The organism is Bacillus sp. Brlt_9 (assembly GCF_051948935.1).
Lineage (GTDB): Bacteria > Bacillota > Bacilli > Bacillales > Bacillaceae_G > Bacillus_A.
This window is the reverse complement of sequence record NZ_JAYJLO010000001.1, coordinates 1,088,470-1,111,553: the sequence shown is the minus strand read 5'-3', so window position 1 is coordinate 1,111,553 and position 23,084 is coordinate 1,088,470. Positions and strand designations below refer to the sequence as shown.

The 23,084-nt window shown below is 34.4% G+C and carries 20 protein-coding genes; 3 read left to right on the top strand and 17 right to left on the bottom strand.

Annotation, left to right across the window (positions count from 1 at the left end; all coding sequences use genetic code 11):
• Positions 1-65 precede the first annotated feature (65 nt).
• The 7 genes from VF726_RS05655 to VF726_RS05625 form a co-directional block, all read right to left on the bottom strand.
• Positions 66-1,220 (bottom strand): glycosyltransferase family 1 protein, encoded by a 1,155-nt coding sequence (locus tag VF726_RS05655; RefSeq protein WP_440166523.1) that lies wholly within the window; start codon positions 1,218-1,220, stop codon positions 66-68.
• Between the two features lie 34 nt (positions 1,221-1,254).
• The gene (locus VF726_RS05650; protein WP_440166521.1) at positions 1,255-2,475 is read right to left on the bottom strand and encodes a tetratricopeptide repeat-containing glycosyltransferase; all 1,221 of its coding nucleotides are present in this window, start codon (positions 2,473-2,475) and stop codon (positions 1,255-1,257) included.
• Positions 2,476-2,733: 258 nt separating this feature from the next.
• Positions 2,734-3,630 (bottom strand): phosphogluconate dehydrogenase (NAD(+)-dependent, decarboxylating), encoded by an 897-nt coding sequence (gene gnd, locus VF726_RS05645; protein WP_000765993.1) that lies wholly within the window; start codon positions 3,628-3,630, stop codon positions 2,734-2,736.
• A gap of 18 nt (positions 3,631-3,648) precedes the next feature.
• Complete coding sequence (locus VF726_RS05640) at positions 3,649-4,998, bottom strand: GntP family permease (protein WP_212955934.1); 1,350 nt, start codon at positions 4,996-4,998, stop codon at positions 3,649-3,651.
• 14 nt (positions 4,999-5,012) lie between these two features.
• On the bottom strand, positions 5,013-6,551 hold the full coding sequence (gntK, locus tag VF726_RS05635; protein WP_440166518.1) for a gluconokinase: 1,539 nt from the start codon (positions 6,549-6,551) through the stop codon (positions 5,013-5,015).
• A gap of 579 nt (positions 6,552-7,130) precedes the next feature.
• On the bottom strand, positions 7,131-8,462 hold the full coding sequence (locus tag VF726_RS05630) for an erythromycin esterase family protein (RefSeq protein WP_440166516.1): 1,332 nt from the start codon (positions 8,460-8,462) through the stop codon (positions 7,131-7,133).
• A 144-nt stretch (positions 8,463-8,606) separates the two neighbouring features.
• On the bottom strand, positions 8,607-9,764 hold the full coding sequence (locus VF726_RS05625) for a serine hydrolase domain-containing protein (RefSeq protein WP_440166514.1): 1,158 nt from the start codon (positions 9,762-9,764) through the stop codon (positions 8,607-8,609).
• A 650-nt stretch (positions 9,765-10,414) separates the two neighbouring features.
• Here VF726_RS05625 and VF726_RS05620 point away from each other — a divergent pair.
• Together VF726_RS05620 and VF726_RS05615 are read left to right on the top strand one after the other, a co-directional pair.
• Positions 10,415-11,317 carry an ABC transporter permease subunit gene (locus tag VF726_RS05620; protein WP_073524197.1) on the top strand — a complete coding sequence of 301 codons (903 nt, stop codon included), beginning with the start codon at positions 10,415-10,417 and terminating at the stop codon, positions 11,315-11,317.
• Positions 11,314-12,333, top strand: a complete 1,020-nt coding sequence (locus tag VF726_RS05615; protein ID WP_440166512.1) for an ABC transporter permease — start codon at positions 11,314-11,316, stop codon at positions 12,331-12,333. Before VF726_RS05620 ends, VF726_RS05615 begins: the two co-directional genes overlap by 4 nt.
• A gap of 130 nt (positions 12,334-12,463) precedes the next feature.
• On the opposite strand, the gene adhP is transcribed toward VF726_RS05615, so the two are convergent.
• The 5 genes from adhP to VF726_RS05590 form a co-directional block, all read right to left on the bottom strand.
• Entirely contained in the window at positions 12,464-13,501 is a 1,038-nt protein-coding gene (gene adhP / locus VF726_RS05610) for an alcohol dehydrogenase AdhP (RefSeq protein WP_000649118.1), read from the bottom strand.
• A 356-nt stretch (positions 13,502-13,857) separates the two neighbouring features.
• Complete coding sequence (locus VF726_RS05605; RefSeq protein ID WP_429604939.1) at positions 13,858-14,712, bottom strand: MurR/RpiR family transcriptional regulator; 855 nt, start codon at positions 14,710-14,712, stop codon at positions 13,858-13,860.
• Between the two features lie 262 nt (positions 14,713-14,974).
• Positions 14,975-15,622, bottom strand: coding sequence for a response regulator (locus tag VF726_RS05600; protein WP_440166509.1), 648 nt, complete (start codon positions 15,620-15,622; stop codon positions 14,975-14,977).
• Between the two features lie 14 nt (positions 15,623-15,636).
• On the bottom strand, positions 15,637-16,734 hold the full coding sequence (locus tag VF726_RS05595; protein ID WP_440166725.1) for a sensor histidine kinase: 1,098 nt from the start codon (positions 16,732-16,734) through the stop codon (positions 15,637-15,639).
• 150 nt (positions 16,735-16,884) lie between these two features.
• Positions 16,885-17,778: a mechanosensitive ion channel family protein gene (locus VF726_RS05590; RefSeq protein ID WP_440166507.1), complete on the bottom strand. Its 894-nt coding sequence runs from the start codon at positions 17,776-17,778 to the stop codon at positions 16,885-16,887.
• A gap of 251 nt (positions 17,779-18,029) precedes the next feature.
• Between VF726_RS05590 and VF726_RS05585 the strand changes: the two genes are divergently transcribed.
• Complete coding sequence (locus VF726_RS05585; RefSeq protein ID WP_440166505.1) at positions 18,030-18,479, top strand: NUDIX hydrolase; 450 nt, start codon at positions 18,030-18,032, stop codon at positions 18,477-18,479.
• Positions 18,480-18,513: 34 nt separating this feature from the next.
• Here VF726_RS05585 and VF726_RS05580 read toward each other — a convergent pair whose 3' ends face one another.
• From VF726_RS05580 to VF726_RS05560, 5 genes are all read right to left on the bottom strand, one after another.
• The gene (locus VF726_RS05580; RefSeq protein ID WP_440166503.1) at positions 18,514-19,062 is read right to left on the bottom strand and encodes a cysteine hydrolase family protein; all 549 of its coding nucleotides are present in this window, start codon (positions 19,060-19,062) and stop codon (positions 18,514-18,516) included.
• A gap of 434 nt (positions 19,063-19,496) precedes the next feature.
• Positions 19,497-19,985, bottom strand: a complete 489-nt coding sequence (locus tag VF726_RS05575) for a hypothetical protein (RefSeq protein ID WP_440166501.1) — start codon at positions 19,983-19,985, stop codon at positions 19,497-19,499.
• A 259-nt stretch (positions 19,986-20,244) separates the two neighbouring features.
• Positions 20,245-20,892 (bottom strand): nitroreductase family protein, encoded by a 648-nt coding sequence (locus tag VF726_RS05570; RefSeq protein ID WP_440166499.1) that lies wholly within the window; start codon positions 20,890-20,892, stop codon positions 20,245-20,247.
• A 98-nt stretch (positions 20,893-20,990) separates the two neighbouring features.
• Positions 20,991-21,866: a D-amino-acid transaminase gene (dat, locus tag VF726_RS05565; RefSeq protein WP_087956328.1), complete on the bottom strand. Its 876-nt coding sequence runs from the start codon at positions 21,864-21,866 to the stop codon at positions 20,991-20,993.
• A 131-nt stretch (positions 21,867-21,997) separates the two neighbouring features.
• The gene (locus tag VF726_RS05560) at positions 21,998-22,963 is read right to left on the bottom strand and encodes an ABC transporter substrate-binding protein (protein ID WP_440166497.1); all 966 of its coding nucleotides are present in this window, start codon (positions 22,961-22,963) and stop codon (positions 21,998-22,000) included.
• Positions 22,964-23,084 lie beyond the last annotated feature (121 nt).

The window sequence follows — 23,084 nt, the reverse complement described above, 5'->3', positions numbered from 1 at the left end:
TAGCTTGATAAAATAATATGATAGACGTAAAAAAGAACTCATACGAAAGTATGAGTTCTTCACAATTACTTTTCCTCCTCTTTATGACTCAGTATGCCTTTGCTTCCTTTTGCTTCAAAATGGGTATACGCTTTTTCTGCTAATTGAATACGCTCTTCTGGTAATGCTACATATTTCATAATATTTTCTATTATGTTTTCATACGGAGTAAAGACAATTCCTGGCCACTCTATCTCGTCCTCTAGATTGCTATTTTCCGAAATAATAAATTTCTTATTTGCCACTGCATAAGAAACTCGCGGTGTTTCTAGAATGCCCGATAAGTAAAAGTGAATATTTAATATAATTTTAGACCTAGCAATTAACTCATTTCTGACAATTCCCCACGCATTATTTTTAAAAACGATATTTAAATGCGGGGCAATTGCTTTTAATTGATCAAAAATAGCTTGCCGCCTCGGGTTAAGAGCACCTATAAACAATATATCAATGTCTTCAGTTATCCCATCTTCAAATGCATCTTTTTTTATTTCTAAAGTTGGAGCATAGTTCATTTCCACATGTTTTATTTCTCTTCCTACTCCTTTTTGTTTTAACCATTCTATATTTTGTTTACTATAATCCCAAATTTCCTTATCTTTTAATAACATTAAATAAAGGGGATGCGCATAAGGACTTCCTTCATATAGCTGTTCTAAATTATAAATAATTGCATTTTTCGGAAGTAAATTCGGGTTATGTGCATATGTATGCGCTCCAAAAACGATTGTATTCCCCACATTTTCTAGTATTGTTTCTGATATGATTGCTGTATTTCCCTCTTGCTCCAATCGCCATTTCAAAGCACGTGCGACATCTATGAAACTACCATACGTCTTTGGGCATATAAACAGACAATAATCATATCTTTTATTCAAATATGCTTCCATTAGCCTTAAATTATTTTTATATAAATCCACATCCGGATATTTAAGTAAAAGCTCATTTGCATGTTTCTTTGCCACTTTATATAATCCTGCATAATAAGCGGCAATACACCTTCTTAATTCAATTCTTTGCCGATGCTCATCTGCTACATCCATATTTAAAAGAAGATTCGCTACACAATACGCTTTTAAATGATCTCGATCATAATAATAATCTAGTAGTGGTAACAATTCTTCATACGTATTTCCATGCACAGATTCCCCTAGTTCTAGCGCCCATCGTATTAATTCCATTATTACTCCACTACTCCTTTAACCGACATTGTATTTAATAAAATTTTGCATTACTTTCTACCATATTTGCTATATGCAACGGTAACTCTTCTTTTTTCGCTTCCAAAACTTTTTGTGATACTGCACCTAAATGTTTTTTATGTGGTATATAAAAAGCACTTATAGAAATCTCATAGTCAAATAAGTAATCATACACATGATAATCTACAAATAGAAGATCATTATTCGGAAAAGGAACTTCCTTCCCTTGCAGGGCATACATCAAAGCAATATTATTTTGAGATTTTAATCGATACATTCTTGCAAGTTGGTATAATGGCTCAGCCCGAGTTGGTCGATATTCCCACGCTTTTTGAAAATAAAGAATAGCTAACGCTGTATATTGCTCTTCTTGCGTCTTAGCATTTTCTTTTTCATCTGCTTCTGTTACTTCATGTTGTTTATTTGCTGAACGGTTTGCTAATTGTTCATAACAAAAGCCTATTCGCAATAACGAGTAGAAAACCTCTTCAACCCATCCGCCTGCTTCCACTCGTTTTTTATACCATTTAATCGAATCTTCAAATTGACTTAAATGAAAATAAGTTTGGGCTAAATAAAATAAATATCTTATATGCAAATCAGGCGTTGTTTCTGGATCATTAATCCCTTCTAACAACAATCTCTCATCTCTCTCAAATTTATCAGCTTTACTCCCACCATCCCCAGGGTCGTTAACGACAAGCGTCTCTAACCTAGCTACTCTCGTATTGTAATTCGCACCAACTTTGGAACGATCTATATCCCAATACTCATGAGTAACACCGACAGATTTCCATGGTAAAGAAGCTTTTAAAAGGCGTGTAAGCCAATACTTAATATGAATATCATATTGCAATGTAAGATAATGGTCTTCCGTTAAACTAGTCTTATCAAACCTCGGATCAACTTCTAATATCATATCTGCATCTAATATTAATAAATAATCTGCTTCTGGATATGTTTGTTGCGCCAATGAAACTGCTAAACTTCTGTTATAACCAAAGTTTTTAAATGGTTCATGATGAACTGTTCCAGGGATATCATTTTCTTTACACCAATTTTCAATAATTTCAGGTGTACTATCAGTTGATCCCGTATCACAAATAGAAACAAAATCTACAATTGATTTTGTAGCATTTAAACATCTTTCCATAATTCTAGACTCGTTCTTAACAATCATACAAAGACATAACTTTTTTTCTTCCCCTGCATTCTTCACTTTCTCATTTCCCATTTAACCACCTCATATTTTATTAACACGCTCTTTTCATATGTAACACCATTTCATAGCTACACTGATGACATAATCATCCTTTTACTATTTATGAAAACTTCATTTTATTTATTCTTATTTTTATGTTGGGACATTAGCTAGAATGTGATAATTATTACTGACGAAAACAATGACTGATTGCTATTTTTAAATTAGTTATTTCTTAAGCAATAAAAAAGAAACTTGCGCTTATACACAAGTTTCTTTTCAAAAACATCCTTATTTTTTCACAACTTCATGTCCACCGAACTGATTACGAAGAGCTGAAACTACTTTTCCGTGGAATGTATCATCTTCTTGAGAACGATAGCGCATAAATAATGACATTGCGATTACCGGTGCTGCAGCTTGCAGTTCAAGTGCAGTTTCAACAGTCCATTTCCCTTCTCCTGAAGAGTTCATTACACCTTTAATTCCATCTAGTTTAGGATCTTCTGCAAATGCCTTTTCAGTTAAGTCCATTAACCAACCGCGGATAACCGATCCGTTTGCCCATACTTTTGCAACATCTTCATAATTGAAATCAAAATCACTTTTATCTAACACTTCAAATCCTTCAGCGATTGCTTGCATCATTCCGTATTCAATGCCGTTATGAACCATTTTTAAGAAATGACCACTTCCGACGCGGCCTGCATAAGAATACCCATTCTCTACTGCTAAATCTTTAAATAAAGGTTCTAATTGATCGTAAATTTCTTTTTCTCCACCAACCATTAAGCAAGCACCGTATCTTGCTCCTTCTACACCGCCTGATGTACCGATATCTACGTAATGTAAACCAAAGCTTTTCGCTTCTTCAGCACGGCGTAACGTATCTTTATAGAATGAATTTCCGCCTTCAATAACGATATCGCCTTCTTCTAATAATGGATATACATCTTTTAGTACCGATTCAACAACTTCTCCCGCAGGTACCATTACCCAAATTGTACGAGGAGCTTCTAGTTCAGCGATCATTTCTTTTAATGTATGACGAGCAGTAATTCCTAAAGCCCCTGCTTTTTCAACAAGTTCTTTATTTACGTCATATACAACTACTTCATGCTTGTCTTCATATAAATGTTCTGCTAATGGGAATCCCATTTTTCCTAATCCAATTAAACCTAGTTTCATATTAATCAATCTCCCATTCTATACAAATATATTTAATAACGAAATGAGTCCAAGTGCTACAACAGATAATATTGTTTCCATTGCCGTCCATGTTAATAATGTTTCTTTCACAGTCATTCCGAAATACTCTTTAATCATCCAAAATCCAGAATCATTTACATGTGATAAAATTAATGACCCTGCGCCTGTTGCGAGTGCTAGTAGTTCAACATTTACACCTGGTGTACTTGCTGCAATTGGCGCTACAATTCCAGCTGCTGTCATCATAGAAACTGTAGCAGATCCAGTCGCAATTCGGATAAGTGCCGCAATTCCCCAGCCTAATAATATCGGTGAAATATGAGATTCTTTCGCCATTTCTGCGATTGTCGTTCCAATTCCAGAATCTAATAACACTTTATTAAATGCTCCGCCTGCACCAATAACTAACAGTATGTTCGCAATAGGTCCTAAACAATCATTTGTAAATTGTAATACTTTATCTTTTGAGAAACCTTTCGCATAACCAAGACTAAAGAAAGAATATATCGTTGCAATTAATAGCGCGACTATTGGATCTCCAATAAAGTGCAATACTTGTGCAAGTTGACTTGTTTTGTTTAGCGCTACTTCTGCAATCGATGCACCTAGCATAAGAAATACTGGAAGTAAAATAGTAAACAATGTATTTCCGAAACTAGGAAGTTCCTTCTTCTTATCTCTTTCAATAAATTGCTCTGCTATATCTAAAGGTACTTCTTTATGTATACGAGCACCAATCCACTTCCCGTAAAGCGGACCTGAAATGATTGCAGTTGGAAGTCCGACGATTAATGCATATAAAATTGTCTTCCCTACATCTGCTTTAAAAATACCTACCGCTGCCATCGCTGCTGGATGTGGCGGCACGAGTCCGTGTACAACGGATAGTCCTGCTACTAGTGGAATACCGATTGTAATAAGTGATACCCCTGTTTCTAACGCAATTGTAAACACTAATGGAATTAATAGTACAAATCCAACTTGGAAAAACACCGGAATCCCTACTAAAAATGCAACGAACATCATTGCCCAGTGAACACGTTTCTTCCCAAAACGACCAATTAATGTGTTAGCAATTCGTTCTGCACCGCCAGATTCGGCCATCATTTTTCCAAGCATCGTTCCTAATGCTAAAACTATTGCTAAAAATCCTAACGTATTACCAAGCCCTAGTTTAATAGAATCGATAATCCCTGGATCTTTTGGTGAAGTTCCAATCAATGGCATTCCCATTGCTAGCCCTACACCAATTGCTGTTAAAATTAACGCGACAAACGGATGCCATTTCACTACCGTAATAAGTAAAAGTAGTATGACAACTGCCGCTAGTACGATTCCAACTACCATTTCTCCCAATCCCCCTATTGTTTACGTTGGAAAGCAGCTATACAATCAAATTCTTCTTTCAAGCGATTGTAAAGTCGTTCATACATATAAAACATTTCTAAATATATAGCCGTATTTTCTTTATTCGGTACATGGTGATGAACAATATCAATCCAATCCTTAACCTCTTCAAGAGAATCAATTTTCCCTACAGCATATAAAGCAACTGCCGCTGCCCCAAGCGCAGATGCTTCATGACTTTCAGGAACAAGCAATTCTTTCCCCATCATATCGGATAACATTTGTCTCCAAAATGCAGATTTCGCAAATCCTCCTGAAACGCGTATTTCCGTAAGTGGCCCTGTACAATCCCTGATTGCAAGTGCTACAGAATATACGCTCATACAAACACCTTCCATGACTGCACGTATAAAATGTTCTCGTTTATGCTGAAGGTTTATTCCAAAGAATGTACCACGAGCATTTGCATTCCAGTACGGTGCACGCTCTCCAGATAGAAACGGTAAAAATAGCAATCCACCTGCTCCAGCTGGTACACTTTCCGCATATTTAATTAATAAATCATACGGATCAATTCCAAGCTTTCTTGCTACTTCTTGCTCCGGGCTACCAAATTCATCACGTAACCATCTCAGTAAAATTCCGCCGTTATTCGTTGGTCCCCCGATCACCCAGTGCTCGTCAGTTAATGCATAACAAAACGTTCTTCCTTTTTCATCTGTATTAACACTTGATGAAATTGTTCGAACTGCACCACTTGTTCCAATCGTAATTGCAGCTGAGCCAGGCGATATTGCCCCAACACCTACATTCGCAAGAACACCATCACTTGCCCCAATAACAACTGGAGTATCTTCACGAATACCCATCTTCTGTGCTAATTCCGGTTTCATACCGGATAAAATATATGTAGTTGGTACAGGTTTTGATAATTGTTCTGGCGACATATGTAACATCGTTAAAACATCTTTATCCCAATTTAATGTTTCTAAATTAAATAACCCAGTAGCTGATGCTATTGAATAATCCACTACGTAACGTGAAAACAATTGATAAATAACATACTCTTTAATGGAAATAAATTTATAAGCGCTCGTATATAATTCTGGCTCTTCCTCTTTCATCCACAATAATTTAGAAAGCGGTGACATCGGATGAATTGGTGTACCCGTTCGTCTATAAATGTCATGTCCATTCATATGTTGTAATAATTTTTCTGATTGTTTCGTACTTCGATTATCTGCCCAAATGATAGAACGCGTTAATGGCGCACCGTTTTCATCTACTGCAATTAATGCGTGCATTGCTGTACTAATACCGATTGAAGAAATATCATCTGGTAACACGTTACCTTTTTCGATGGCAACGCTTACAGTTTTGTATACAGCAGCACATATTACATCAGGATCTTGCTCAGCCCATCCGACGTTCGGTTGAATAATTGGATAATCAACTGCATGTGATGCAACGACTTTTCCTTTTTCTGTGAACACAACCGTTTTTGTACTTGTGGTACCGATATCAATCCCGATTACTCTCCCCCTTGTTTCCATGCGAATCTTCCCTTCGTTTCTAGCAAAATACGATCTAGTAAACCGTTTACATGAATTAGTATATAAAATATTTTTTCTTTAATCAAGTTTTAAAAAGAAAATTTTTTTCACAACAAAAAATATATCGCCCTCATTCCATTTCATTTATATACTATATGTAGCTTTTCCGTTTGGTATAGTTAGATAATATACGTTTCGAAACACACTCTTTTTCTAGTTTTTAATTAACTTGTTCTTTAGCTTAATAGATATGTGGTTTGTTGTAGAAACTCAAAATTTTTAGCAAGATTGCGTAAGGTGTTAGGGGGAGAAAAAGTTTTAGATTCCTTGAGCAAATTGTAATAATAGATTAAATGAAAAAACGCCATTCTTTCCTATGATTCTATGGAAAGAATAGCGTTTTTTCATTTTAGTTAGAATTTTATTTTGTTAACTTGATGATACTGTGCTTCTATCCTACATCGTCTCTAATTTGAAAACATTTATTCCATTTAATAATTCTTTAATGAAAATAATCTAACTGACATTTTCAAACAACTATATTGACACTACACTTCATTAAGGCACATTATTCTAAATTTATTGATGTAGCTGAGATGGACTCACTTTTTGAATTTGAACAAGTATATCAAACGCTTTGCCTAATGATATATCAACTGTTTTTGGTATATCAGGCCCTTCGGTAGCTATTCCAGCGAAAATTGGATGTTGTTCGTTTAACCAAGTTTTTGTCACGCCGTTTGCCTTACGTAAATCAATAAAAAATTGATCTTTTTTAACTTGTCCAAAGATGTAGTTATAACTGTTTGGATCATCCGATTTTAATATTCCATATGGGCCAAATTCACCATCGCTATTCTTGACATTGTATTGTCCTTCATAAACTGACGTTCCAATAGATACGTACCGTTTTCCATAATACTCTGCTAAATACTGCCCAGCTACTTTAGGGTATACAAAAGGAAGCATATTTGTTTTCGAAACGTGTCCATTATGTCCCCATACAATTGTTTTTCCTAAATGTTCTTCAGTCCACTTCGCATTTTCATACATTGCAATATCATGTTTCAAATATAAATCAGATGGTTTATCAGGAGGTGACGCTAACATTGTAGTAAACTGTTCAATAATACGAGCATTTTGTTTTATCCATGCGAACTCTTTAGATTTCCCATTTAAATAACTTTTATTTTCCTCTAATAAATCACTAATTTGTTTAGCATCTGAAATATACTTTTCTTTTTCTTCTTTCGTAAGGCTTTCAAAAGTATTCATATCCTTTGTTACAGGAATAAGACCTTTTATCTTCTCTTCTACCCTCGGCACAAGTTTTGAATTGGTTCTTTTAATATATTCTATTATATTATTATAAACATTCTCATTTACTGATTGAATGTCCATCCCAATGATACGCACTTTAGATTTATGTTTTGGATTAGCATTATATTGCCGAATCCAATCAAGTAAATCTAACATTTCTTTCGTCTTAAATATAGGTGATAGATATTGGCTTGGATCTCCCTTACCAGTAAGAACATATCGATCAAGTTCTAAAGCTCTGTCCCACCCCTCTTCTAAAACTAGGTTGGTAAAGCCCTTTTCAGATACTAAATAATTCACAATACGGTTTTTCATCGTAAAAACTTCATGAGCCCCATGCGTAGCTTCACCTAAACCTACAATTGAAGCTGAACCTACCATATTCTTAAGTGGTTTTAAATCATCAACAGATGCATTTGGATTCGTTGTTTTTAAAGGCTTCGCATGCATTTCTAACCATTCCGCTATTTGATTTTTCTTGTAGGGAGCTGTAACAGAAACTCCTGTTTTCGAGTCTGCATAAGTACTTCCTACAAAATTAGTCAGTATTATAGCAGAAACACCAAGTGCAGTAATCATTTTCTTTTTCATAAAACCCTCCTGAAATATTTACTTAAAACGATAGCGTTCTTTTATACTTAATTACGAGTATTAAATTTTTTAGAGCAAGTTGTTTTTTGCACCAAAATGGTATATTTTAAACTATAAAACTATGATAAAACTTATCCGTTTTTCCTACTTCCTAAATTCAGCAAGTAAAATACTTTTAAAAGGATCAGGATTACTAAAGTTAAAGCTGTTCAAATTGACGGCCAATGTATGCTTGCCTCCAAGTGTTCCACCAACAAAAGTGGAAAACCCTGGAACGCCCCCCCTGTGTCCCCATACCGAGACACCATTTGGAAGCTTAATTTCAAGTATTCCAAGACCATATCCAGTTCCTTCTCTTTCTGTAGGAACTGTAGTAAGCATTTGTTTTAGTTGCTGTTCCTTCAGTAATTTGCCACTGAGTAAGTAAGAGAAGAATTTGTTTAAGTCGTCAGCAGTGGAAATCATATCTCCATCCGAGCTACCTGGGTTAATATAAGTAACGTCTTTTAGCTCACTTGCTCCGTCTAGTTGCAAATAGCCACGGGCATGCTTGGTGCCTGGAATCACGCTTGAATTGCCAGGTAGGAATGTATTTGATAAATCAAGCGGTTCAATAATCCGATTTTCAACCTCTTCCGCATAGCTGTTTCCTGTTACTTTTTCAATAAGGATTCCTAATATTACGTATCCTGTATTTGAATAAGACCAACCCTTTCCTGGAGCAAAGTCTGGGGGAAGAGAAATCCCCATCTTTACAAATTCTTCAGCCGTATACGATTTTTTTATATCCGTAATATCAAAGTCTTTTGAATTTATATAGTCAGCAATACCACTTGTATGATTCAATATTTGCCGGATCGTAATCTGGTTACCATCATATCCGTTTCCTTGAATGACACCAGGCAACCATTTTTCAATGGAGTCGTCTAAATTCAAACGATTCTCCCCAGATAATTGAAGTAGAACTGTTGCAATGAACGTTTTCGTTACACTGCCAATACGAAAGCGAAAATCTGCTTCCATTGGTTTCTTGGTTCTCACATCTGCTACCCCAGCGGTATAACTCCAAGTTTTACCACCCTTAGAAATTTTAGCGAGTATTCCCGGGTATCCAAGTTGTAGTGCATCCCGTATTGCTTTCTTAACGGAAGTACGATCGCTTTTCGTACTTGTTTGTAACGAACTAGATACATTTTGCGTGGGTTCTGCTTTTACTATTGAGTTTGGTGTTATGTATAACAGGGAACTTCCAGCTATTAAAAGTGCTAGACTTGTACATGTAATTTTACTGCATGTTTTCATAAAGCATTCCTCTCCTCTATTTAAATTGTATTGATGGTTGATAGGTATGTCATACGCTAACCACATAGCTATCAACTCTCCCAATGATAAGAGTCAACACTGAATTTGCAATCATCTATAGATCAATTATTTCTACAAGCAACTCTCTGACCTAATAAATGATTAATCCCTCTTCTTCAGATGTTTGTTAATTTCTATAATTTCTTCTTTTTCTTCCATAGAGTTTTATTAATTTGTTTTTATAAAAATATATAGTAACTATTCCCCCTCTCGTTCTTCTCTATATTTTGATCATACACATTGAAAATCTCTTTTTTCTTACTCCTTCCTTACAAATTCCTTACGTTCAAAATCACTTCTATATTTCGGTGGTTTTTATTTTAAGAAATCTTAGTTCTATTAACTTGATCGCAATGGAATAGCACCAAATACCCATCAACTGAAGAAAAGTAAATGCCTCGAAAATGGAAATACTGCACATTTTGCTTGATGGACATAGGGACTGGCTCCCCACTATAACCTTTTTACCGTATAAATATATATTCCGTATTAAAATTATAAAATCCGATTAATTTCTTATTTTTCAGAAAAATAAGACAATAACATTGAATTTATTGTATAATGTTGTAAAAAGATGTCGGAGGGATTTAATGTTACATAAAATATCTCAATTCACAATGAAGCTTTCATCCATTCTTTTATCACTGTTACTATTACTAAATTTACCTTATTTATTTATCACTCAACAAGGATTTACCTTTCAACCAATTTATTTTTTTGACCAGATCGTTACTATGTTAAAACAGGTTTTCTCCCCTGAATCATTGTTGGTTATAGGATCAGACCCAAAGTATGGTCATTTAAAAACAACACCATTATTTCCAACTGTTTTAGAACCTTATCTATATTCATTTACTATTTTATTTTTAGCCTTTTTGCTTGCGCTCTTTTTTTCATCTAGCATGGCATTTTTTTATTTTTTAGCAAAAGATTATATAAAAAAATGGATAAACCGAATTGTGTTCATATTAGAAGCTGTCCCTGATATGATGATGATGATTTGTTTGCAAATATTTTTCATATGGGTACTTCAGAAATTCGGAGAAGCTCCTTTCACCATTATTTCCTATAATGAAAATCGAGCTTATTTACTCCCTATTTTATCTTTATCTGTTTTACCTACATTACAAATGTTTCGAATGATGGTGTTATACATAAAAGAAGAACATGGAAAACATTACGTAGAGGTTGCATATGGCAAAGGCCTTTCATCAAGTTATATACTTTGTATTCATTTATTCAAAAATATATCTATCCACTTCTTCCACCATTTAAAAACGATTTTTGTTTTCTTACTGTCTAACTTATTCATTTTAGAATTCGTTTTTAATATGCAAGGCATTATTCAATTTTTATTTAAAAAGGCGTTTATTTCACCACCAGCTGCATTTATCATACTTGTGATGATTATTTTACCGTTTTACGCCATTTTTCAAATCATCTCTTTCATGATGAATAAATGGCAAAAGCAATTGAAAGGAGCAGCTTTATGAAATCTATTTGGAAATCAAAACGCTTTTTAATCGGCTTTACTTATTTATTCATACTTGTTTCAGCTAGTTTTATTTATAGTTGGTTCTTTAAAGAGACCATCCCAAAAGCTCCCCAGTTACTTTACAATGATAATAACGAATTGCTTGGAAAGGCCCCCTTTCCACCATCATTAATACCGCCTTTTGGATCGGATCGTTTTGGAGAGTCTGTTTTCTTACAAATTATAGAAGGAGCAAAGTTCACCATTTTATTAGCCGTGGTAATTAGCTTCTTTCGCATATTATTCGGAACATGTATAGGAATACTCTTAAGTTTATACGCTTCAAAATTCAAGAGATTTTTCCAGGCATGCTCAGAAGTTTTTTACTATATTCCTACTTTATTTATCGCATTTATACTCATCACACCCGTTAATATTGTAATCGTATCAAATGCTGATAGATTAGATCCAAACATTTCATTTGCGTTTTATCAAGTACTCGTACTTATATTCGTCGCACTGCCTACACTTTCTTTATATATATCCTCAGAGGTTGATGAATTTATGAAACAAGATTACATTTTAAGTTCCCAATTGCTAGGGGCTAGCCGTTTTCATATTATCAAAAAACACTTACGAGTCTTGTTACTTGATCGCTTATTTGTGTTATTCATGGAACATATTGTCCAAGCGCTCATACTCGTTATCCATTTAGCGTTGCTTGATATTATAATTGGCGGGATCCAAATGCGGGAACTCTATGATGGAGCGCTCAAACCTGTTTCTCTATCTAATGATTGGGCTGGTCTTATTGGATTAAATCGTTATGAAATGAATCTTTCGTGGTGGATTATTTTTTATTCTCTCGCTTCATTCTTTATTACGATTCTATTTATTAAGCTTATGACAATCGGGATTCAAGATGCACTGAAAGTAAGAGATTCGCAAGTTGTAGCAATTCAAACCGTTCCAGATCATAAGAAATTTGTTAAAAGTAAAGATTCTTTTTCGTTTGTAGATAAAGTGAACTTTTAATCATCTCTCATGAATCGGTATTGATATAAAAAGAGCTGATCCCTGTTCAATGCAGGGATCAGCTCTTTTCTGGCATCTAACTTTTTTACATGTTTTTAGCTAGACTCATGCTTTTTATATTTAAAGTGGATTATTTACAATCACAATTATGCTGTTTAAAATCGATTACCATACGTCCTTGAATTCTACCTTGTTCCATTTCTTCGAAAACATTTTGCACTTTATCTAAAGAACAAGTTTGAACGACCGGCACTACTTTTCCTTCTGCACCGAACATGAACGCTTCCTCTAAGTCCTTACGAGTACCAACTAAAGAACCAACTACTTCAATTCCATCTAGTACAAGTCGCGGGATGTTTAAATCCATAGTTTCTACTGGTAAACCGACTGCAACGACTTTACCACAAGCACGTACTGCATCAACTGCTGAGTTAAATGCTACTTTAGAAACAGCTGTTACTACAGCAGCATAAGCACCACCAAACTCATCTTGAACAATCTTATCAGCAGGACCTTGAGAAATTGGATTGATAGTCATATCAGCACCAACCTCTTTTGCTAAGGCTAATTTATCGTCATTAATATCTACTGCAATTACCTTTGCACCAAATACATTTTTAGCATATTGGATAGCAAGGTTACCCAATCCACCACAACCATAGATGACGATAGGTTGACCAGGTTTAATGTCTGATACTTTTATCGCTTTATATGTAGTTACGCCCGCACATGTGATAGATGATGCTTGAGCAGGATCTAATCCTTCTGGTACTTTCACCGCATAATCCGCTGTAACAATACATTGTTCTGCCATACCACCATCTACTGAATAACCAGCATTTTTAACTTCACGGCAAAATGTTTCTCTACCAGTTACGCAATATTCACAACGCCCACAAGATTGGAACATCCATGCTATACTTACACGGTCACCTATCTTTAGTGAAGTAACATCATCAGCAATTTTCGTAACAATACCTACACCCTCATGACCAAGAATGCGGCCATCTGTGTTTCCGAAATCATGATTTGCAACGTGTAAATCAGTATGACAAACTCCACAATACTCTACATCTACTAGCGCTTCACCTGAGTGTAACGGACGTAATTCTTTTTCAATAACTTCAATATTTGCTTTACTATTTTTATTTACTACTACTGCTTTCATATGTGATCTCCCCTTTAGTGTTTTAGAGTTTTAATGAGTTCATCTCACAACTTCTACCTGCACTGTTTTGGCCAATTATTGCACCAAATTTAAATGTTCAATCATCATTACACGTTCATCATAACATGTAATTTTAAGAGCTTATTGTTAAATATTGAACAATATTTGAATTATTAACCAAATATTTATTTGAAGGAAAAACTGAAATTACATCTATGTATATATTTTATTAGAGCTCTACGCGGGAATATAAGACTCCATTAATACAGATTTTTCAAAACAGGAAATTCTATAGTCATCAAATTTTAATAACAGACTACTGACCAATATAAAAAGCCCTTCATCTGAAGGACTTTTTATATTCGTTTCATCGAAATTGTTTCACGTATACTTTGTAAATTTTGCAACGTTTCTTCTTGACGCTGTAACGATAACCCAACGTATAAAGTATCTAATAAACTTAATTGTGCTAATCTTGATGAACTGGCCTCTGTGCGGAATTCCGTCTCACGTGTTGAAGTATATAATGTAATATCAGCAAGTTGACTTAATGCGGATTTCTGATAGCTCGTAATTGCAATAATGTGAGCTCCCCTTGCTTTCGCTACTTCTAACGCTTCTAGTAACCCTTTATTGCTACCAGAATGAGAAATTGCAATAACCACAGCTTCTTTCGTAAGTAAACCCGCACCCATAATTTGAAAATGTGAATCCGTATGAGCAATACAAGAAATACCCGTTCTCATAAACTTATGATATGCATCCATCGCAATAATACCAGAACCACCATTTCCATAAAACTCAATACGGCTTGTATGTTGCAATACTTTTACAGCTTTCTCTAGCGCTGTATCGTTTAGCAAATGCAATGTATCTTGCAGTCCTGTAATATGCGAATGAAAAACTTTTTTAGCAACAGTTACCATACTATCTTCCGCCGATACTTCTTCATGAATATTTTGCATAGGAGTATGTACAATTTCACGAGCTAGTGTAATCTTTAAATCTTGAAACCCTTGAAATCCAAGGTGCTTACATAAGCGGAATATCGTAGCTTCAGAACTATTCGTAACTTCAGCTAATTCTGTAATAGATTTATGTACTACATCTTGTGGATGTTTCAATATATGTTCGGCAATACTTCGCAATTTCGGTGATAAACCGTTTAACGAAGCCTGAATCTTTCCAATCCCACTTCTTGTTCCTGGCATAGCATATCTTCTCCTTCCACCTTAGCTTAATCCCGTAAAAATCCAATTGGTACAGGCTAATAATCAGTTGGAATGGACCCACTGATTCAAGTTTCACTTTATTGTACCTAATTATTGAAAGAAGAAAAACCTTTATTTGGCACCACTATGATTTGTAATGTAAATCAGTGCGAGTTTTGTACATCTCTCACTGATTGTTAGCCCGCAAATAGCGGGCTAACTCTATATACTTCTATATATTCTGCCATAACATGGTACACCATTATTCATACTTACGATTCCTCTCATGTTTCACCGCATATAATGCAGCTTGCGTACGATCATCTACTTCCAATTTAGCTAAAACATTTGAAACGTGTGTTTTCACAGTTTGTTCTGTAATATGAAGCTCTGCTGCAATTTCTTTATTACTTCGCCCTTTCGCGATTTCACGAAGTACTTCTTGTTCTCTTTTCGTTAACATGGAAAAAGGGTTTTCTTTTTCTTTTTTGACTGCTGACCGTCCTAATAGTGCTGGTGTTACTTTCGGATGAAAATTCGCATTCCCTTCATGTACTGCGATAATTGAAGCTACAAGTTGCTCTGGTTGTACTTCTTTTAATTGATAACCATCTGCTCCAGCTTCTAGCGCTGGTAAAACATAATCTTGCTCTGAAAAACTGCTTAATATAAGTATCCTTATTGTTTCATCATATTGTTTTATCCGTTTTGTTGCTTCAATACCATCCATCTTCGGCATTGATAAATCCATTAATACTACATCTGGTCTTTCCGTTCGGACGAATGTTAATGCCTCTTCACCATTTTCCGCTTCCCCAACTATTTCAAATTCTTCTCTCGTTTTCAAAAAGAATACAAGTCCTCTTCGAACGATATGATGATCCTCAACTAGTAGTAATTTTATCTTCAACCTTCTTCTCCCCTTCAAACTGGCAATTGAATTTCAATTTTCGTACCCTTTTTCAGCTCCGTTTTTATTTGAAATGACCCCCTCATTAACTGAATACGTTCCTTCATACTTTTTAAACCGAGCGCTGACTCTCTTACGTGATCTTGTATAAATCCTATTCCGTTATCCTCTATGTAAAAATACAACTGATTATTTTCTATTTTTAAAAGAACATTTACCTTTTCACATGAAGCGTGTTTTTTACAATTATGTATAGCTTCCTGGCTAATACGCCATAAAACTTCTTCTATTTCATCTCCAATTGAAACCATTCCATCAATTCGAACTTCCACGTGAATCCCTAACAACTTCCCATAATTTTTAATCGCCTCTGCTAAACCTTTCTCTAATCCTTCCGGTCTTAATTGCCAAATTAAAAGTGTCATTTCTTGTAATGCTTCCTGTGATAATTCTCCAATATAACTCAACATCTCTTGCAAGTCTCTATCTTGCGTCATATTTAGAGTACCTTTTGCTGTTAGCATAATAGAAAATAACAATTGTTTTACTGAATCATGTAAATCACGGGCTAATCGATTTCTTTCAGCTACCACTACATATTTACGTTCTTTCTCTACTAACTGAATACGTTGTATTGTTGTTCCTATTTGAAATGCGATTGATTCTAGTAATGCCAATTCTTCCTCTGAAAAATGTGTTTTTTGAGGTGAGGCCACATTTAATAGACCAAACTTCTCTGATCCAGACCTAAGTGGAATCGTCGCATGATGCGTAACATCTTCTGTCTCTCCCCAATTACACTCAATTGCATCCTCTATTCGCTTACATTCAATAATATTTGTCGCTTTTTCTAATCTCCCATTCACAAAACGCTCTACACACCAGCAGTCCCCTTCACACATTGGCTTCTTCTCTTGCCACGTAAGAGCTGATGGTAAGTTTTCATCTACAAGCATTCGGTGCTTTCCACTTTCATCAATAAAAAAGATCCACCCTGTTTGCAAATTCATAACTTGTAACAATGTATGTAACACTTTTTCTAACATGTCTTGTAAATCTGTTGCTTCATTTAATAATTCTGCAATTGCCTTTAATGCTTCTAAACGATGCATCTCTTTTTCTTCAAAGTTCATTTTCATCACCATCTATCATTATAACATTAAGAAATTTCTAAATTCTACAAATAAAAAAGAACTGAATTCCTTCAGCTCTTTCTTTATATTGATCATTTTATTATTGTTTTTCTATCCAATCATTCTACTTTAGCTGTCCGATACAGATTGTCCACCATGGTTATACTGTAAACTCTCAGTAGTAACGAACATATTTGCTGATGGCATTTGCACTTGATTCTTATGGAACATAGACATTAATTCAAATCTTACTTGTCTCGAAATTTCAAAATAATCTTCTGGCTTTATTAAACCTGTAATACAAAATTCATATCCAACGTATTTAAGATTCGGATTTAAATCTGTAACACCAACGTATTTAAACGGTTCCACAGCTTCATCTTCTACTTTATAAAGATTTAGAGCGAATTTTTCATTGCAGTTCACACAAACTTCCTCTAACAATTTCTTAACTCTCGTAGGATCTTCCTGATAACTTACTGTAATCCGTTCAATTACACGCATCCATCCTTTATTAAAATTTTGTATCGTTCTAATCTCTCCGTGTGGTATCGTAAGAAGTTTTCCTGACCATTCACGAATTTGCATAAAACGAATACTAATTTCCTCAATTGTTCCTGAGTTTGTTCCGTTAAAAGTAACAAAATCGCCAACACGAAACTCTTTGTCCGCTAATCGTGCAAAGCCTAATATAACATCTTTTAACATCTGTTGTGCAGCAAAACCGATAACAACCCCCGCTATCCCTGCACCTGCAATGATACTTTTTATGTCTACAAATTGGCTAATTAAATATATGATTAGACTGATGATAATGATATATCTAAAAATAGATCGAATCACACTTTGAATCGTTTGCTCTACCTCTTCATCAAAAAAGCTTGATTTCCTAAAAAACCAATCAATAATGCGGTTAATTACAAAAGAGATAATGATTAAAACTAAAGCAAATAGTAAAAATCTTAAAAGTAAAAACTCTCTTACATAATTAAAAAATTCTTCCGTATACGTTAATACGCTCATTCATCCACACCCTTAACTAATGAAAATTTCATGAAAAACTAGTTTATTGTTTTCATTTTTGATTTCCTTAAAACTTGTTACACATTCTTCTATAAATATACCCTTTTTTATCACCTAAAGGGAGCTGACAATTGAAATTTTATTAAATGAAGTTTTTTTAATCGCAACACTTCCCTATACAAAAAGGGAAATATTAACACAATGCCGAATAGTTCATTTAAAAATATTTTGACCCTCGGAGGTTACTAACAATGGGATATATCGAAGAGCTAAGAGAAGCTATTGGATCAAGACCACTCAATCTAGCTGGCGTTGCTGTAGCTGTTTTCAATGACCAAGGACAAATACTACTACAACAAAGGCGAAGTGGTATTTGGGGTATCCCTGGTGGATTTGTTGAACTTGGTGAATCCACAGAAGAAGCCGGAAGACGAGAAGTGCTTGAAGAAACAGGGATTGAAATAGGAACCTTACAATTAATAAGCGTATTTTCTGGAAAAGAATTTTTTGTGAGATTACCGAACGGAGATGAATTTTACCCTATCACAATCGCATATCTTTGCAAAGACATTATAGGCGGCATATTAAAAGCGGATGGATTTGAATCATTACATGTACAATTTTTTGATTTAAATGGGTTACCAGAAAAAATGAGTCCGTTCATAAAAAAACTAATTGAGCAAAATATCGTCTCAATTTAAACGTAAAAAAAGAGACCTTTGTAAAGGCCTCTTTTTACTTTACTTCTGCATGTAAGCATGACTTAAAATGTCCAAGTGCAAATTCATGTCCTTGTGCATTAAAAGATGCAACCGCCTTTTCAAAAACTACAATTTTAAATCCTTTATTATAAGCATCTACTGCTGTGTGGAGAACACAAATATCAGTACAAACACCTACAAGATGAACTTCTTCTATTCCTCTTTCTCGTAACTTCATTTCTAAGTCTGTTCCTGCAAATGCACTATATCGTGTTTTGTCCATGTAATATACATTCTCTGCATTTTTATATGTTTCGTACACATTCTGTAATTCACCAAACAAATCTCTTCCATTTGTACCAGCTATGTTATGAGGCGGGAATAACTTAGATTCTGGATGATATACATCGTTTTCTTCATGTTTATCGATCGCAAAGACAACGTAATCTCCATTTTCAATATATTCTTTCGTTATATGGACAATTTTCTTCTCAATTTCTTGCCCTGGTTTCCCGCATGTTAAAGCACCTTTTTCAGCTACAAAATCATATGTATAATCAATATTAATAAGAGCTCGTTTCATAACCACTATCTCCCCTTCTCCTGTTTCACAGTAAACAATAGAAAATTTGTTATTACGACATCGTATGTACTATTCGACATTTCAAATGAAATACCTACATTTTTCATGTAAAACTTACCTTAATCCGAGTTTATCATATAATAGATAAACAATGGTAAAACAAATAGCTCCTATTAACAAGTCGGGAATTTGATAGTAAAGCGTAATTTGAGTCACCTCTTGAATCGTAAACCAAATGACTGACATCGTTAAAATAATTAAGACGATACGAATACACTAATTCACACCTTCAGTCTCTTTTTCTGTCATAGTAGAAACAAGTGATTTCTTCCTACTTAATCGTATTAGAAAACGAAACAAGTTATTCACTATTACATCCTCTAGTATAAACAAAAAAGCACACTACTTTTTGAGTAATGTACTTTTTATTCTTCTTATGACGCAGGTTTTGTTTCAAATGTTGCTTGATTTAAACTAATAACCTTTCCTTTTGGATCATTGTTTTCATACTGAACTGCAGTAATCGTATGACTACCAGTCTCAAGCGTCTTTTCTTTTAATTGTACTGTTGTCTGTGTTGTACTAGTTACTTGATGTTTATCTGCATACACTTGATCTACAAATATAAATGTTTCTTTATCATTTTGAAAATTAGAAAGCTCTAATTCAACATGTTGAATTAAAGTATCCTTTTTGATGAATACAGCTGGTATATTGCCATTTTCAGAAGTGCCATCTGGTGTAATGACTTTTACTTTTCCTTCTCCGACTGGTACTGCACCTTCAGGGAATACAACTATATTCTCATTACTTGCATTTACAACTCGTTCTTCCTGCTTTGATTGCGCATTCTCTTTTTCTTGTGGAGCACCGCAACCAGCTAATAACAATACAGACAATCCAGTGATTATGAATTTTTTCAAAATTCATCCCCCCTGTCATTTCATTATAATTTATTATACAAAAATAACTTTTTAATTTTAAGACTATTTTCAACACTTTCATGAACAAATAGAATATCGCTCACGATTAATGTATCATACTTTCCTTAATAGAACATTAATTTTTTTTATGAAATAAATAGTAATTCCCTCTTATCTATCATTTTAGCCCAACAAATGAATTACATACCTGTCCAAAATAAAAAGACATTGTTCATTCAATGTCTTTTTATTTTAAACTTTAAAAAATAAATGTTGTAATCTCATCTACTTCTTTTCTCGGAAGTTTCTTTGGCTTATCTTTCGGAAAACCAAGAGAAATAACCATGTTTATTTGTTTTTCAGGCTCAATTTGTAAATATTGTCGTAGTTCATCTTGAGCTAACAATACCGGTCCTGTCATTGGACAAGTACCAAGCCCTTTGGCATGTGCAGCCAACATTAAGTTTTGTGCTGCTAAACAGCTACTCTTAATTCCTTCTTCTTCCCAAACTGAATCTGGAACAAAAGCAATTGGATCAAATATCTTTTCGCGAAATTTTGATTCATATGGTGTTGCCAAACATAGGATTAGTACTGGTGCCTCTGAGAAAGCTGTTGCATATGGTCCGAAAGAACGGGTAAGTAATTTACCTGCTTTCTCTTCTCCGTTTTCAGTGGCTTTTGCCGCAAGTTTATGTAATGCATCCCAAGTCATTTGCTCAATTTCTTTAATTTTCTCTCGGTTCATAATGACTAAGAACTCCCAAGTTTGTGAGTTCGTATCACTCGGTGCATAACGAGCACAATCAATAATTTCTTTTATATCACTAATGGATACTTCTTGTTCTGTGAACTTCCTTACACTTCGTCTACCGTGAATTACTTCTTTAAAATCTTCATAATTCATACATTAAATCCCCTTTTTACAGCGTTTTCAAATCTTGTCCTATGTTTGAATTATATCATGAAAAAAAGCTGGAGGAATACCAGCTTTTTTCTCCAATATTAGTTCGTAACTTTAAACAAGCTAATACTTTCTTCATATGCAACTTGGAGTTTTTTCGTAATTGTTCCTCTTTCGCCGGTACCAAACTGTTCATCACCAATTTGAACAACTGGGAATATTTCAAGCGGTGTCGCTGTAAAGAAGCATTCATCAGCCTCATATACTTCTTGTAGTGAAAACTCTCTTTCTTCTACTTCAATATGTAACTCTTTCGCTAATGAAATAACGTAGTGACGTGTAATGCCATGTAGAATGAAATTGTCAGCTGGATGTGTAATCAATTTATTATTTTTCACCATAAAGAAATTTGAATGACAGCCTTCTGTTACAATTCCATCACGTACTAATATCGCTTCTTGATATCCTTGTTCGTTTATTTTATTTTTAATCATAATATTAGGTAGCAAATTTAAAGATTTTATATGGCAAAACTTCCAACGTATATCCTCTTCTACAGTAACTTTTATTCCTCGTTCCATAGCAGCAATTGGCCTTGGAAACGAAACAATATTTGCAAAATAAGTTGGTTGCATATTTGACTCATAAACATGATTACGTGCTTGAGCACCTCTTGATATTTGCAAATATACATTCCCATCTTCTTGAAATTGATTTTTTTCAATCATTTCATGTAACTCTTCCACTAACTCTTCCTTAGTAAACGGTGGAATTAGTTGTATTTCTTCCATAGAATTAAAGAATCGTTCCAAATGTAAATCTAACAAATGTGGCTTCCCATTATATAGTCTAAATACCTCATATATACCATCACCAAATTGAAAGCCTCTCTCCTCTAATGGAATCATCGGCTGTTCTTCCTTCGTATTTACAATTCTTCCGTTAAACAAAATCCAATCTTTATGAGTAGCTTTCATTTATTCCCACTCCTTTATTCCATGATTGATTTAATTGTACAACTTATCCATGTTCAAAAGAAGGAATTTTCTGTATTTTCACAAATAAAAAAGTACATCACCCATTTAAAGTGATGTACCGGGCCATTCTTCTACTTCAGAAAATATTTTTCAATATCATCTAACATAAGATTTGCAGCTACAATACCACCTGCTGTATTCCAAATCACTTCATCTACTTGGAATACTTTATTATCTTTAGAAGCCTGCAGTTGTTTAAATAGTGGATCTTCTGTCCATTCTTTTGCTAACGTGTTTCCTTCATTATTCTTATCCGCATCTTTATCAGATGTGAAATAGAATAAATAGTCCCCGTCCATATTTGGAATTTGCTCTTTTGTAATTCCTTTTATCGCAAATTCATCTTTATCTTGTAGTGGTGGTCGTTTAAATCCAATATCATTTAATACAACGCCTGAGAATGAATTTTTTTGATAAATACGAACATCACCTGGAACGAAGCGAATAATGGAAACTTTAGAGTTAATTTTATCACCTAATTTTTCTTTTATTCCTGCAATACGCTTTTTATAATCATTAAGAGCATTTTGCCCTTCTTTTTCTTTATTTACAGCTTTTGTATAAAGCGTAAAGTTTTCTTTCCAATCACCGCGCAATGTTTCAGCATATACAGTTGGCGCAATTTCTTTTAGCTGCTCATATATTTTTTCGTGACGCATTTTGTTTCCGATAATTAAATCCGGCTGAAGCTTCATTACTGCCTCTAAATTAATGTCACGCTCAGTTCCTACTACTTTCGTATCTTTTAACTCTTTCGCTAAATGAGGATACCATTCATCACCAGCTCTTGGTTTTGTCGTTCCAACTGGCGTTACTCCAACAGTTAAAAGCGCTTCAGCACCCTCATTTGTTAAAACAACAACTCTTTTTGGCGTACCATTTACTGTCGTTTCGCCCATTGCATGTTTTATCGTATATGAATCTTTTGCTTTAGCTGATGTACCTTTATCTTTCTTCTCTTCTTCTTTACCGCACCCTGCGATTATGACCATTAGTAACATAACGCAAAGCATAAGAATATTTTTAGTGCGTGTCATAAATCCTCCTAGTTGAAAATGATTTTCAATTACATTTACAAGACTAATGTATATCTCATACATTGTCAATACATATATCAGAAAACTTTTTCAATATATATAATTTAGACCTCATTTTTAT

Coding starts and splice junctions, on each gene's coding strand:
- VF726_RS05655 (WP_440166523.1), bottom strand. CDS start 1,220: ATGGAATTAATACGATGGGCGCTAGAACTAGGGGAATCTGTGCATGGA.
- VF726_RS05650 (WP_440166521.1), bottom strand. CDS start 2,475: ATGGGAAATGAGAAAGTGAAGAATGCAGGGGAAGAAAAAAAGTTATGT.
- gnd (WP_000765993.1), bottom strand. CDS start 3,630: ATGAAACTAGGTTTAATTGGATTAGGAAAAATGGGATTCCCATTAGCA.
- VF726_RS05640 (WP_212955934.1), bottom strand. CDS start 4,998: ATGGTAGTTGGAATCGTACTAGCGGCAGTTGTCATACTACTTTTACTT.
- gntK (WP_440166518.1), bottom strand. CDS start 6,551: ATGGAAACAAGGGGGAGAGTAATCGGGATTGATATCGGTACCACAAGT.
- VF726_RS05630 (WP_440166516.1), bottom strand. CDS start 8,462: ATGAAAAAGAAAATGATTACTGCACTTGGTGTTTCTGCTATAATACTG.
- VF726_RS05625 (WP_440166514.1), bottom strand. CDS start 9,764: ATGAAAACATGCAGTAAAATTACATGTACAAGTCTAGCACTTTTAATA.
- VF726_RS05620 (WP_073524197.1), top strand. CDS start 10,415: ATGTTACATAAAATATCTCAATTCACAATGAAGCTTTCATCCATTCTT.
- VF726_RS05615 (WP_440166512.1), top strand. CDS start 11,314: ATGAAATCTATTTGGAAATCAAAACGCTTTTTAATCGGCTTTACTTAT.
- adhP (WP_000649118.1), bottom strand. CDS start 13,501: ATGAAAGCAGTAGTAGTAAATAAAAATAGTAAAGCAAATATTGAAGTT.
- VF726_RS05605 (WP_429604939.1), bottom strand. CDS start 14,712: ATGCCAGGAACAAGAAGTGGGATTGGAAAGATTCAGGCTTCGTTAAAC.
- VF726_RS05595 (WP_440166725.1), bottom strand. CDS start 16,734: ATGCATCGTTTAGAAGCATTAAAGGCAATTGCAGAATTATTAAATGAA.
- VF726_RS05590 (WP_440166507.1), bottom strand. CDS start 17,778: ATGAGCGTATTAACGTATACGGAAGAATTTTTTAATTATGTAAGAGAG.
- VF726_RS05585 (WP_440166505.1), top strand. CDS start 18,030: ATGGGATATATCGAAGAGCTAAGAGAAGCTATTGGATCAAGACCACTC.
- VF726_RS05580 (WP_440166503.1), bottom strand. CDS start 19,062: ATGAAACGAGCTCTTATTAATATTGATTATACATATGATTTTGTAGCT.
- VF726_RS05570 (WP_440166499.1), bottom strand. CDS start 20,892: ATGAATTATGAAGATTTTAAAGAAGTAATTCACGGTAGACGAAGTGTA.
- dat (WP_087956328.1), bottom strand. CDS start 21,866: ATGAAAGCTACTCATAAAGATTGGATTTTGTTTAACGGAAGAATTGTA.
- VF726_RS05560 (WP_440166497.1), bottom strand. CDS start 22,963: ATGACACGCACTAAAAATATTCTTATGCTTTGCGTTATGTTACTAATG.